The organism is Pseudomonas sp. D1-1, assembly GCF_051132225.1.
GTDB lineage: Bacteria > Pseudomonadota > Gammaproteobacteria > Pseudomonadales > Pseudomonadaceae > Aquipseudomonas.
Window position 1 is genome coordinate 4371101 of record NZ_CP071676.1, and the last position, 12061, is coordinate 4383161.

A 12061-nucleotide genomic window follows, 5' to 3' on the forward strand; every position below is an offset into this window, starting at 1 on the left:
ACACACCGCCTTCGCGAGCAGGCTCGCTCTCACATTTTTGGTCTGTGCCTGACCTTTAGCCCGGTGTCCGATTACGCCGGGTCTCGATGATGTTCGGCAACTGGGAAATCCGCCCCAGCAACCGCCCCAGTGCATCCAGCCCCGGAATCTCGATGGTCAGGGACATCAGCGCGGTGTTGTCCTCCTTGTTCGAGCGGGTGTTGACCGCCAGCACGTTGATCCGCTCGTTGAGCAGCACCTGGGACACGTCACGCAGCAGGCCGGAACGGTCGTAGGCGCGGATGATGATGTCCACCGGGTAGGTGAGCACCGGCACCGGGCCCCAACTGACCTGGATGATCCGCTCCGGTTCGCGACCGGCCAGTTGCAGCACCGAGGCGCAATCCTGGCGGTGAATGCTCACGCCACGGCCCTGGGTGATGTAGCCAACGATCGCATCCCCCGGCAGCGGCTGGCAGCAGCCCGCCATCTGGGTCATCAGGTTGCCCACGCCCTGGATCTGGATATCGCCGCGCTTGCCGGGCTTGTAGCCGGTGGCCTTGCGCGGGATCAGTTCCAGTTGCTCGTTGCCGCGTTCCGGCTCAACCAGTTGCTGGGCGAGGTTGACCAGTTGCGCCAGGCGCAGGTCGCCGGCGCCAAGGGCGGCGAACATGTCCTCGGCGGTCTTCATATTGGCTTTTTCAGCCAGCTTGTCGAAATCCACCTGCGGCAGGCCCAGGCGACTCAGCTCGCGCTCGAGCAGGGTCTTGCCGGCGGCGACGTTCTGGTCACGGGCCTGCAACTTGAACCAATGGACGATTTTCGCCCGCGCGCGCGAAGTGGTGATGTAGCCCAGGTTCGGGTTCAGCCAGTCGCGGCTCGGCGTGCCGTGCTTGCTAGTGATGATCTCCACCTGCTCGCCGGTCTGCAGGCTGTAGTTGAGCGGCACGATCCGCCCGTTGATCTTGGCGCCACGGCAGTTGTGACCGATCTCGGTGTGCACCCGGTAGGCGAAGTCCAGCGGCGTCGAGCCCTTGGGCAAGTCGATGGCGTGGCCGTCGGGAGTGAAGATGTAGACCCGGTCCGGCTCGATGTCGACCCGCAGCTGTTCCGCCAGGCCGCCGATGTCACCCAGTTCCTCGTGCCATTCCAGCACCTGGCGCAGCCAGGAGATTTTCTCTTCGTAATGGTTGGACCCGGACTTGACGTCGGTGCCCTTGTATTTCCAGTGGGCACAAACCCCCAGCTCGGCTTCTTCGTGCATGGCATGGGTGCGGATCTGCACCTCCAGCACCTTGCCTTCCGGGCCGATGACCGCGGTGTGCAGCGAGCGGTAGCCGTTTTCCTTCGGGTTGGCGATGTAGTCGTCGAATTCCTTGGGAATGTGCCGCCACAAGGTATGGACGATCCCCAGCGCGGTGTAGCAATCGCGCATTTCCGGAACCAGCACGCGCACGGCGCGAACGTCGTAGATCTGGCTGAATTCGAGGCCTTTGCGCTGCATTTTGCGCCAGATCGAATAGATGTGCTTGGCCCGGCCACTGATATCGGCTTCCACGCCGGTGGCCTGCAATTCCTCACGCAACTGAGTCATGACATCGGTGATGAAGCGCTCGCGATCCAGCCGTCGTTCATGCAACAGCTTGGCGATCTGCTTGTATTGGTCAGGCTCCAGGTAGCGGAAGGACAAGTCCTCCAGCTCCCACTTGATGTGACCGATACCGAGACGGTGGGCCAGCGGCGCGTAGATGTCGAACACCTCACGGGCGACACGGTTGCGTTTTTCATCGTCGGCGGATTTCACGGCGCGGATCGCGCAGGTGCGCTCGGCCAGCTTGATCAGCGCGACACGCACGTCGTCGACCATGGCCACAAGCATCTTGCGCAGGTTTTCCACCTGGCCCTGGGTGCCCAGAACCATGGACTGGCGCGGGCTGAGGCTGGCGCTGATGGCCGCCATGCGCAACACGCCGTCGATCAGCTTGGCGACCACGGTGCCGAAACGCTGGTTGACCATCGGCAGCTGGATCTGCCCTTCACGCACGCCGCGGTACAGCACCGCGGCGACCAGCGAGTCCTGGTCGAGCTTGAGGTCGGCGAGGATTTCGGCGATCTCAAGGCCCGTCTGGAAACTCGAGGTGCCTTCGGACCACAGGTTCTTCGCCGCGTTGTGTTGCTGTTCTGCCTCGCGAGCGAACTCGCAGGCTTGCTTCAAGGCTTCGCGATCCAGTGCCGGATCGATACTGACCGCGTGATCGAGCCAAGCCTCGAGATTGATACTGCCGTCGGTGTTGATCGGCTGGTGTGCTCTCACCTGTACCATCTTTACTTACCTTCCCTATGACGCAGATTCAATGCGTCCACATCGCTGACCTTCGTTGCCCGTGTTTCCGCCCAGGGCTGTGGCGGGTCGGCACGAACGGGTCAGTCGGACAAGCCATCCTGGCTCGCTTCAAATAACGCCATGGCCTCGACATGCGCCGTCTGAGGAAACATATCGAGAATCCCGGCACGTTTTAACCGGTAGCCCTGCTTGATCAATTCGACCGTGTCCCGGGCCAAAGTTGCCGGGTTGCACGACACATAAACCAGCCGCCTGGCACCCAGCGAGGCCAGCTTGCGCACCACCTCGAAAGCACCATCACGGGGTGGGTCCAAGAGTACCGCAGAAAAGCCTTCGCCGATCCACTCGGCACCCGCCAAAGGCTGGGATAAATCGGCCTGAAAAAAAGCAGTGTTATGCAAATTGTTGCTGAGGGCGTTCGCCGCCGCGCGCTCGACCATGGTCTGCACGCCCTCCACCGCCACGACCTCGCGCACCTGCCTGGCCAGCGGCAAGGCAAAGTTGCCCAGGCCACAGAACAGGTCAAGCACGCGCTCATCGGGTCGAGGCGCCAGCCATTGCAGCGCCTGGGCGACCATCGCCTCGTTGACGGCGGCGTTCACCTGAATGAAATCCCCCGGCCGGTAAGCCAGTTCCAGGTCCCAGCTTTCCAGGCGATAACCCAGGGCCTGGCCCGGATCGACCGGTTGCGGCTCGCCTTCGCCATGCAGCCACAACTGGGCTTCATGGAACGCGCAGAAATCCTTGAGGATCGTCAGGTCGGCTTCCGACAACGGCGCCATATGCCGCAGCAATAACGCCAGGGACGAGCCGGCGAACAACTCGACATGGCCGAGCGCCTGGGGTTTGCCCAAGCGACGGAGCATTTCCGGCAGGCGACTCATGATCGGCTGCAAGGGCTGTACCAGCACCGGACATGCGTCGATGGCTACGATGTCCTGGGTGCCGACGGCACGGAAACCCACTTCAAGATATTTTGCTTTCTGATCCCAACGCACCGCCACCCGAGCGCGACGTCGGTAGCCGAACTCCGGTCCGCTCAACGGCGCGGCCCACTCATCCGGCTCGACACCGGCCACCCGCGACAGTTGCTCGGCGAGCATGCGCTGTTTCAGGGCAAGCTGTTCGCCATGGGGCAAATGCTGGACGCTGCAACCGCCGCAGCGACCGGCATGCACGCAGGGCGCTGCACGACGCAGTTCGCTGGAGGAAAACACCCGTTCGGTGCGGGCCTCGACCACTTTGCCGTGGGTACCGAGCACCCGCGCCTCGACCTCTTCACCAGCCAGGGCGCCGATGACAAACCAGGTCCGCCCGTCGACAAACGCAATGCCCCGGCCATCGTTGGCCAGGCGTTCAATGGTCAGGCGCTGCTTCTTGCCGGTGGGCACTTGCGGGGCCCGGCTTCCGCCGCTGGGCTGGAAGCGCAAGCCTCTTTCTTGTTTGGCCATCAGTTGGGCGCGTCGAAGATGCCGGTCGACAGGTAACGGTCGCCACGGTCGCAGATGATCGCGACGATCACTGCATTTTCCACTTCCTTCGACAAACGCAGCATGCCCGCCACGGCACCGCCCGACGACACGCCGCAGAAAATACCTTCTTCACGGGCCAGGCGACGGGTCACGTCTTCGGCTTCGCTCTGGGCCATGTCGATGATGCGATCCACGCGATCGGCCTGGTAGATCTTCGGCAGATATTCCTCGGGCCAGCGGCGAATGCCGGGGATGGCCGAGCCTTCCATCGGTTGCAGGCCGATGATCTGCACGTTCGGGTTCTGTTCTTTCAGGTAGCGAGAAGTACCCATGATGGTGCCGGTGGTGCCCATCGAGCTGACGAAATGGCTGATCGTGCCATCGGTCTGGCGCCAGATCTCCGGGCCGGTGGTGGTGTAGTGGGCTTCTGGATTGTCGCCGTTGGCGAACTGATCGAGCACCTTGCCCCGGCCTTCGGCCTGCATGCGCTCGGCCAGGTCACGGGCGCCTTCCATGCCCTCTTCCTGGGTCACCAGGATCAGCTCGGCGCCATAGGCCGTCATCGCCGCCTTGCGCTCGGCGCTGGAGTTGTCGGGCATGATCAGGATCATCTTGTAGCCCTTGATCGCCGCCGCCATCGCCAGGGCGATGCCGGTGTTCCCGGAGGTCGCCTCGATCAGCGTGTCGCCCGGGCGGATCTGCCCGCGCAATTCGCCACGGGTGATCATCGACAGCGCCGGCCGGTCCTTGACCGAACCCGCCGGGTTGTTGCCTTCGAGCTTGAGCAAAAGCGTATTGCTGGTCGCGCCAGGCAGGCGCTGCAAGCGAACCAGCGGGGTGTTGCCGACGCAATCGGCGATGGTTGGGTACTGCAAAGTCATGGCGTATTCGCAATCCGGGCTGCGGGGGCGCCTATCATACCGGCAAACCCGGCGAGGCCATATCACGCAAAGTGTGGTGGTTATGGCTTATGGGAATAAGCAGCTCCAGCCCAAACGCACTCACGTGGCGAGGGAGCTTGCTCCCGCCGGGTGACGAAGTCGCCCCAATTCGGGTTTTGTGGTGTGTCAGGCAGGTTGCAGGGGGCCGCTGCGCGCGCCAGCGGGAGCAAGCTCCCTCGCCACGGGGGCGGTGGCTGCTTGAGTGGCGACCAGACGCAGGTTCAACCGCAAGCCCTTCCTGCCGTTCTGCGCCCACAGCCGCCCACCCTGGCGCGCCAGCGCATTACGGGCAATGCTCAGCCCCAGCCCGAAACCGCCGTCTCCCGGGCGAGAGCCATCGAGACGGGTGAACGGATCGAAGATACGCTCAAGATCCTGCTCGGCCACCCCACCGCCTTCGTCTTCAAGCCACAGCAGCCAGAAACCGCCCTCACGTCGACCGTCCAGCCGCACCACGCCGCCGGGCGGCGAGTGCCGGATGGCGTTGCGCAGGATGTTTTCCAAAGCTTGCGCCAAGGTATTGAGGTTGCCTTGGACCCAGCAATCGGCATCGACCGCGCATTGCAGTTGAGCGCTGGGCCAGCCGCTTTCGTAACAGGCATTTTCCGTGAGCATTTCCCACAAGGCCTGGACCTGGATCGCCTCGACCGGCAATGGCGCGCGTTCGGTGTCGAGCCAGGCCAGTTGCAGGGTGTCCTCGATTAATCGCTGCATGCCTTCGACTTCCCGGGCGACGCGCTCGCGCAGTTGGTCCAGGTCCTGCTCGCTGTCGCTGGCGACTTGCAGGCGACTCAGCGGTGTGCGCAGCTCATGGGACAGGTCGCGGAGCAGCTGTTGTTGCAGCGCGACGGTCGATTGCAACCGCTCGGACATGTGATCGAACGCCCGTCCCAGCTCGCCCAGTTCATCGGCACGTTCGGTGGTGCGGCTGGACAGGCGCACGCCCAACTGATCGGCCCGCCAGGCATTGGCCTGTTCGCGCAGTTGATTGAGCGGCACCACCAGCAGGCGATACAGCCCGACACAGAGCAACAGGGTGAACAGTCCGGGGATCACGCCGTTGGTCATCACGCGCCAGAACAACTGGTACTGCCCCGGCAGGAAACGCTCGGGCAGTTCGATCACCAGGCTGCCGACGGACGGGTCGCCGGGGAACGGCACCCGCAGCCACGGTCGGCCCTTCTTGTGGATCGGCCAATCCAGACCACGGAGGAAGGTCAGCCGCTCGACCTCTTTCTCGGTCAACGGCTGCCCGCTCAACGATTGCAGGTCGGGGCCGATCACCCCCACCCAGCTTGCCTCGCGCGGCTGCATGCCTTGCAACCAGCGGTCCACCCCCGCCTGTCGGCCGGAACGCCAGGCGTGCTCGGCCTCGGCGGCGTAACGCGTGAGGGTGCCGCGGGCCTGGTCCGAGAGAAACTGGTTGCGCTCCTCCATATAACGGCCCCAGGACCAGCTCAGCCAAATCATCAGCAGACAGAACGCCACCAGCAGGCATGCCAGTTTCCAGAACAACGAGTTCCGCCCAGGCAGATCAGACCACTTCATCGACGGCACTCAACACGTAGCCCTTGCCCCACACCGTGCGCAGCTCCCGCGCGGTGTAGCCGATAGACTTGAGCTTGCGGCGGATCTGGCTGACATGCATGTCCAGGCTGCGATCATGTGGTGCATAGCCGCGCTGCAAAACATGCTGATAGAGGAAGGCTTTGCTCAGGACTTCACTGTCACTGCGGTGCAGGACGTCGAGCAAACGGTATTCGCTGCGCGTCAGCCCTGCCCATTGGCCCTGGACCTGTACATCACTGCGCTGCTCATCAAAGTCCAGGTCCTGCGCCTGGGGCAGAGTCATCATTTGAGCCGGGCGCCGATCCAGCGCCACTCGGCGCAGGATGGCCTCGATGCGCACACGCAACTCCGCCATGCTGAACGGTTTGGGCAGGTAATCGTCGGCGCCGAGGCGAAAGCCGCTGATGCGATCCGCTTCCGCGCCGAGGGCAGACATCAGCAACACCGGGGTCGAATGACTCAGGCGCAAACGGGTCAGCACCGCGAGGCCATCCAGCCCGGGCAGCAGGATGTCCATCAGCACCACGTCGAAAGCCTGCCGGCAGGCGATGTCCAGGCCATCCTGGCCGTTCTGGCACCAGGTCACTTCGAAGCCGTTGCGGGCCAGGTGCTCATGGACATAAGCACCCAGCACGGGGTCGTCTTCGATGGCAAGGATGCGCGGCGGTACAGCGGGGATGGGATTCATCAGTATCTGCAAACAATTCTCAGTTGAACGATTATTCAAGATCGGCTCCCGACAGGCAACCGCCGTGTATCGCCACGGCAGATGGCCAGTCGGTCGGGATGCGCGAGGACATGAATTTTACGAAGAAGGCTCGCCTGCAAATCGCTACACTGCGCAGATGTTGCGCGCCGGATGCGCGCAAAGCTCAATCGGACCGCTGGATGCAGGAGACAGGTGTGCTCAAGAAACTGGGAATCAAAGGCCGTGTGCTGCTGCTCACCCTACTGCCGACCACCTTGATGGCGCTGGTCCTGGGCGGTTATTTCACCTGGATGCAGCAATCGGACCTGCACGCCCAGTTGCTGCAACGCGGTGAAATGATCGCCGAACAACTGGCCCCGCTGGTCGCTCCGGCCATGAGCCGCCAGGACATCGAGCTGCTGGAACGCGTCGCCACCCAGTCCCTCGAGCAAGCCGACGTTCGCGCGGTGACCTTCCTCGCACCCGACCGCACACCGCTCGCCCATGCCGGCCCGACCATGCTCAACCGGGCGCCGGAGGGCAACAGCAGCCAACTGCTGCAACGCACCGGCAACGATGCCACACGCTATCTGCTGCCGGTGTTCGGCAAGCATCGCAACCTGGCTGGCGAACTGATTCCCGAAGAAGCCGATCGCCTGCTGGGCTGGGTCGAGCTGGAGCTGTCCCACAGCGGCATGTTGCTGCGCGGTTACCGCAGCCTGTTCGCCAGCCTGTTGCTGATCGCCGCCGGCCTGGGTTGCACCGCGCTGCTGGCCCTGCGCATGGGCCGCACCATCAATCGACCGCTGAGCCAGATCAAGCAGGCCGTGGCGCAGCTCAAGGACGGGCATCTGGAAACCCGCCTGCCACCGTTGGGCAGCCAGGAGCTGGATGAGCTGGCGTCGGGTATCAATCGCATGGCCGGCACCTTGCAGAATGCCCAGGAAGAATTGCAGCACAGCATCGACCAGGCCACCGAAGACGTGCGCCAGAACCTGGAAACCATCGAGATCCAGAACATCGAACTGGACCTGGCCCGCAAGGAAGCGCTCGAAGCGAGCCGGATCAAGTCCGAATTCCTCGCGAACATGAGCCATGAAATCCGCACGCCGCTCAACGGCATCCTCGGTTTCACCCATTTATTGCAGAAAAGCGAGCTGACCCCGCGCCAGCTCGACTACCTGGGCACCATTGAAAAATCCGCCGACAGCCTGCTCGGCATCATCAACGAGATTCTCGACTTCTCGAAGATCGAGGCCGGCAAGCTGGTGCTCGACAGCATCCCCTTCAACTTGCGGGACCTGCTGCAGGACACCCTGACCATCCTCGCCCCCGCCGCCCACGCCAAACAGCTGGAGCTGGTGAGCCTGGTCTACCGCGACACGCCGTTGTCGCTGGTGGGTGACCCGCTGCGGCTCAAGCAGATCCTCACCAACCTGGTGAGCAACGCCATCAAGTTCACCCGTGAAGGCACCATCGTCGCCCGCGCCATGCTCGAAGATGAGCACGAAGACAGCGTGCAGTTGCGCATCAGCATCCAGGACACCGGCATCGGCCTGTCCAGCCAGGACGTGCGGGCGCTGTTCCAGGCCTTCAGCCAGGCCGACAACTCCTTGTCCCGGCAGCCCGGCGGGACCGGTCTGGGCCTGGTGATTTCCAAGCGACTGGTGGAACAGATGGGCGGTGAGATCGGCGTCGACAGCACGCCGGGCGAAGGCTCGGAGTTCTGGATCAGCCTGCGCCTGCCCAAGACCCGTGACGACGCCGAAGACCTGCCCGGCCCGCCGCTGCTGGGGCGCCGCGTGGCGGTTCTGGAAAATCACGAGCTGGCCCGCCAGGCCTTGCAGCACCAGTTGGAGGACTGCGGTTTGCAGGTGACGGCGTTCAATACCCTGGAAAACCTGACCAACGGCGTCACCGTCGCCCACCAGACGGATCAGGCGATTAACCTGGCCGTACTCGGCATCACCAGCAACGACATGCCGCCGGAGCGTCTCAACCAACACATCTGGGACCTCGAGCACTTGGGCTGCAAGGTGCTGGTGCTGTGCCCCACTACCGAACAGACGCTGTTTCATCTCTCGGTGCCCAACCCCCACAGTCAATTGCAGGCCAAGCCGGCCTGCACCCGCAAGCTGCGCCGGTCGCTTTCCGACCTGGTCAACCCGCGCCCGACCCGCAACGAACCCAATGAACCGGTGGCCAGCCGCGCGCCAAAAGTGTTGTGCGTGGACGACAACCCGGCCAACCTGCTGCTGGTGCAGACCCTGCTCGAAGACATGGGCGCCCGGGTGCTGGCGGTGGAAAGTGGTTACGCGGCGGTCAAGGCCGTGCAGAAGGAAACCTTCGACCTGGTCCTGATGGACGTACAAATGCCCGGCATGGATGGCCGCCAGAGCACCGAAGCGATCCGCCAATGGGAAAGCGAGCGGCATTGCACGCCACTGCCGATCGTCGCCCTCACCGCCCACGCCATGGCCAACGAGAAGCGCGCCCTGTTGCAAAGCGGCATGGACGACTACCTGACCAAGCCTATCAGCGAGCGGCAATTGGCCCAGGTCGTACTCAAGTGGACCGGCCTGGCGCTGCGCAACCAGACCCCGGATCGGGGCGCTGATGCCCAAGGCAGCAGCGAGCTGCTGGTGCTCGACCACGAGGAAGGCCTGCGCCTGGCCGCCGGCAAGGCCGACCTGGCGGCGGACATGCTGGCGATGTTGCTCGCGTCCCTTGAAGCCGACCGCGAAGCGATCCGCCAGGCCAGCGAGGCCAACGACCACAACGCCCTGATCGAACGGGTCCACCGCCTGCACGGGGCCACGCGCTATTGCGGCGTACCGCAACTGCGCGCGGCCTGCCAGCGCAGCGAAACCTTGCTCAAGCAGCAAGACCCGCGGGCTGCCGCGGCTCTGGAAGACCTGGACCGTGCCATCCACAGGCTGGCCAGCGAGGCGCGCATCAGCGCCTGACCCAGCGCAATGGTCACCGGCACAATGGTTGTTAAGCTCGGTTCATCCCAGCGCCAGGAGGCCGCCATGCGTGCAATTCTATTCAGCAGCCAGACCTACGATCGTGACAGTTTCAGCAAGGCCGCCGTACCCGCCGGCCTTGAATTGCAATTCCAGCCGGCACGCCTGAGCCTCGACACCGTGGCCCTGGCCGAACGGTGCGAGGTGGTGTGCGCCTTCATCAACGACGACCTGAGCGCGCCAGTGCTGGAACGACTCGCGGCCGGCGGCACCCGGCTGATTGCCCTGCGCTCGGCCGGCTTCAACCATGTCGACCTGCCCGCCGCCAAGCGTCTGGGGCTGAGCATCGCCCGGGTGCCGGCCTACTCGCCCCATGCGGTGGCTGAACATGCGGTGGCATTGATCATGGCCTTGAACCGCTGCCTGCACCGCGCCTGCAACCGCACCCGGGACGGCAATTTCAGCCTGAATGGGTTGACTGGCTTCGACCTGGTGGGCAAGACCGTGGGCGTGGTCGGCACAGGACAGATCGGCGCGACCTTCGCCCGGATCATGGCCGGTTTCGGTTGCCAGTTGCTGGCCTACGACCCGTTCCCCAACCCTCAGGTCGAAGCCTTGGGGGCCCGCTACCTGCCTCTGGCCGATCTGCTGGCGCAGGCGCAGATCATCAGCCTGCACTGCCCGCTCAACGACCAGAGCCGACACCTGATCAATGCTCATTCCCTGGCAACCCTGCAACGCGGCGCCATGCTGATCAACACCGGACGCGGCGGCCTGGTGGATACGCCGGCACTGATCGAAGCGCTGAAAAGCGGCCAGCTGGGTTACCTGGGGCTGGATGTCTACGAGGAAGAGGCCGAATTGTTCTTCGAGGACCGCTCCGACCTGCCGTTGCAGGACGACGTGCTCGCGCGGCTGCTGACCTTTCCCAATGTCGTGGTGACCGCACACCAGGCGTTCCTGACTCGCGAAGCACTGGCCGCGATTGCCACCACCACCCTCGACAACATTGCCGCCTGGGCGGCTGGCGCTCCGCAGAACCTGGTGGATGGCTGACCCCTGTGGGGAGCGAGCCTGCTCGCGAAGACGGTGTGTCAGCCACACATCGATCGACTGAGGCGCCGCTTTCGCGAGCAGGCTCGCTCCCACAGGGGGATTTCGTCGGCCCGCCCTGCTTGTAGGCGATGCCCAAGCCAGCCCCCGTGCTAGCATGTCGCGCCTATCTGGAGGACCCATGGCCGAACACGATTTTCGCTACACCCTGATGAACCCGCAGCACACCTTGACCGAGGTCCGCGCCCTGGCGCCGGGCCGTTACCAGGTCACCGGCAATGGCGGCTCGATCCAGGCCAACGATGTATTGCTCGTCACCCTCAAGGGCAGCAAGGATCTTTCCATGCGCCTGACCGTCGACACCGTTCGCCATCTGCTCAAGCCGATCGGCCAATGGACCGCCATGACCACCGGTCCGGTGTTCGGTGAACTGGCGATCCACACCTGGCAGGTCAAGTGCGACCAATGCGCCAAGGAACTGAGCTTCGAGTTCGCCGTCGATGCCAAGCTCGGCACCAAGGCCCAGAAACCGGCCGCCAGCGCACGCATTGCCGAGCTGGGCTGGACGACCGACGGGGAGAAACACCGGTGCCCGAAATGCCAGGAAGCCGCCTGATGAAACATCTGGTCCTGGCCACGCTGATGGGCGCCGGCCTGATGGGCTGCGCCGCCGATCCGGTGCAACTGCAACCCAACCGCAGCTACATCCTCGAATGGATCGGCGAGCGGCCGTTGATGGACTACAGCCACCTGACCATCACCCTCGACGACGATGGCCGTGCCTACGGCAATGCCGGCTGCAACCACTGGTTTGCGCCCTACACTCTGGAAAGCGACCGCTTGAGTTTCGGCAAGATCGGCAGCACCCGCAAACTCTGCGCCCCGGCGTTGATGGAGCAAGAGACGCGTTTCTTGCAGGCGCTGGAGAAGGTCGAGCGCTGGGACGTATCGCCCACGGGCCAGACCCGTTTCTGGCCGGCCCAGGGCAAGCCGTTGCGGTGGTGGTTGGAAGAGGGTTGAGGCCCAGGTCAACCAGCTTCTGCCTGTGG

At 64.0% G+C, this 12061-nt stretch carries 9 protein-coding genes; 4 read left to right on the forward strand and 5 right to left on the reverse strand.

All coding sequences use genetic code 11. The features are described 5' to 3' along the window. Nucleotides 1–55: 55 nt before the first annotated feature. The 5 genes from relA to J3P86_RS19555 form a co-directional block, all read right to left on the reverse strand. Nucleotides 56–2302: a GTP diphosphokinase gene (gene relA, locus J3P86_RS19535; RefSeq protein ID WP_434601575.1), complete on the reverse strand. Its 2247-nt coding sequence runs from the start codon at nucleotides 2300–2302 to the stop codon at nucleotides 56–58. A gap of 101 nt (nucleotides 2303–2403) precedes the next feature. Then, on the reverse strand, nucleotides 2404–3774 hold the full coding sequence (gene rlmD / locus J3P86_RS19540; protein ID WP_434698662.1) for a 23S rRNA (uracil(1939)-C(5))-methyltransferase RlmD: 1371 nt from the start codon (nucleotides 3772–3774) through the stop codon (nucleotides 2404–2406). Further along, a complete protein-coding gene (gene cysM, locus J3P86_RS19545; RefSeq protein ID WP_305499413.1) occupies nucleotides 3774–4676 on the reverse strand; it encodes a cysteine synthase CysM in 903 nt (300 codons plus the stop codon). Before cysM ends, rlmD begins: the two co-directional genes overlap by 1 nt. Before the next feature lie 186 nt (nucleotides 4677–4862). Beyond that, complete coding sequence (locus J3P86_RS19550; protein WP_434698663.1) at nucleotides 4863–6284, reverse strand: histidine kinase sensor domain-containing protein; 1422 nt, start codon at nucleotides 6282–6284, stop codon at nucleotides 4863–4865. After that, nucleotides 6271–6993: a response regulator transcription factor gene (locus J3P86_RS19555; RefSeq protein ID WP_434697075.1), complete on the reverse strand. Its 723-nt coding sequence runs from the start codon at nucleotides 6991–6993 to the stop codon at nucleotides 6271–6273. Before J3P86_RS19555 ends, J3P86_RS19550 begins: the two co-directional genes overlap by 14 nt. Before the next feature lie 215 nt (nucleotides 6994–7208). Between J3P86_RS19555 and J3P86_RS19560 the strand changes: the two genes are divergently transcribed. From J3P86_RS19560 to J3P86_RS19575, 4 genes are all read left to right on the forward strand, one after another. Next, on the forward strand, nucleotides 7209–9959 hold the full coding sequence (locus J3P86_RS19560) for a response regulator (RefSeq protein ID WP_434697074.1): 2751 nt from the start codon (nucleotides 7209–7211) through the stop codon (nucleotides 9957–9959). A gap of 66 nt (nucleotides 9960–10025) precedes the next feature. Next, the gene (locus tag J3P86_RS19565; protein ID WP_434629041.1) at nucleotides 10026–11015 is read left to right on the forward strand and encodes a 2-hydroxyacid dehydrogenase; all 990 of its coding nucleotides are present in this window, start codon (nucleotides 10026–10028) and stop codon (nucleotides 11013–11015) included. Nucleotides 11016–11193: 178 nt separating this feature from the next. Continuing rightward, nucleotides 11194–11628 carry a hypothetical protein gene (locus J3P86_RS19570; RefSeq protein ID WP_434572413.1) on the forward strand — a complete coding sequence of 145 codons (435 nt, stop codon included), beginning with the start codon at nucleotides 11194–11196 and terminating at the stop codon, nucleotides 11626–11628. Beyond that, complete coding sequence (locus J3P86_RS19575) at nucleotides 11628–12032, forward strand: META domain-containing protein (RefSeq protein ID WP_434698664.1); 405 nt, start codon at nucleotides 11628–11630, stop codon at nucleotides 12030–12032. Before J3P86_RS19570 ends, J3P86_RS19575 begins: the two co-directional genes overlap by 1 nt. Nucleotides 12033–12061: the final 29 nt, after the last annotated feature.

What these genes read in the sequence shown, in the direction of transcription:
- J3P86_RS19555 (WP_434697075.1), bottom strand. Translation starts at nt 6,993, where the DNA reads ATGAATCCCATCCCCGCTGTACCGCCGCGCATCCTTGCCATCGAAGAC.
- cysM (WP_305499413.1), bottom strand. Translation starts at nt 4,676, where the DNA reads ATGACTTTGCAGTACCCAACCATCGCCGATTGCGTCGGCAACACCCCG.
- relA (WP_434601575.1), bottom strand. Translation starts at nt 2,302, where the DNA reads ATGGTACAGGTGAGAGCACACCAGCCGATCAACACCGACGGCAGTATC.
- J3P86_RS19550 (WP_434698663.1), bottom strand. Translation starts at nt 6,284, where the DNA reads ATGAAGTGGTCTGATCTGCCTGGGCGGAACTCGTTGTTCTGGAAACTG.
- J3P86_RS19565 (WP_434629041.1), top strand. Translation starts at nt 10,026, where the DNA reads ATGCGTGCAATTCTATTCAGCAGCCAGACCTACGATCGTGACAGTTTC.
- J3P86_RS19570 (WP_434572413.1), top strand. Translation starts at nt 11,194, where the DNA reads ATGGCCGAACACGATTTTCGCTACACCCTGATGAACCCGCAGCACACC.
- rlmD (WP_434698662.1), bottom strand. Translation starts at nt 3,774, where the DNA reads ATGGCCAAACAAGAAAGAGGCTTGCGCTTCCAGCCCAGCGGCGGAAGC.
- J3P86_RS19575 (WP_434698664.1), top strand. Translation starts at nt 11,628, where the DNA reads ATGAAACATCTGGTCCTGGCCACGCTGATGGGCGCCGGCCTGATGGGC.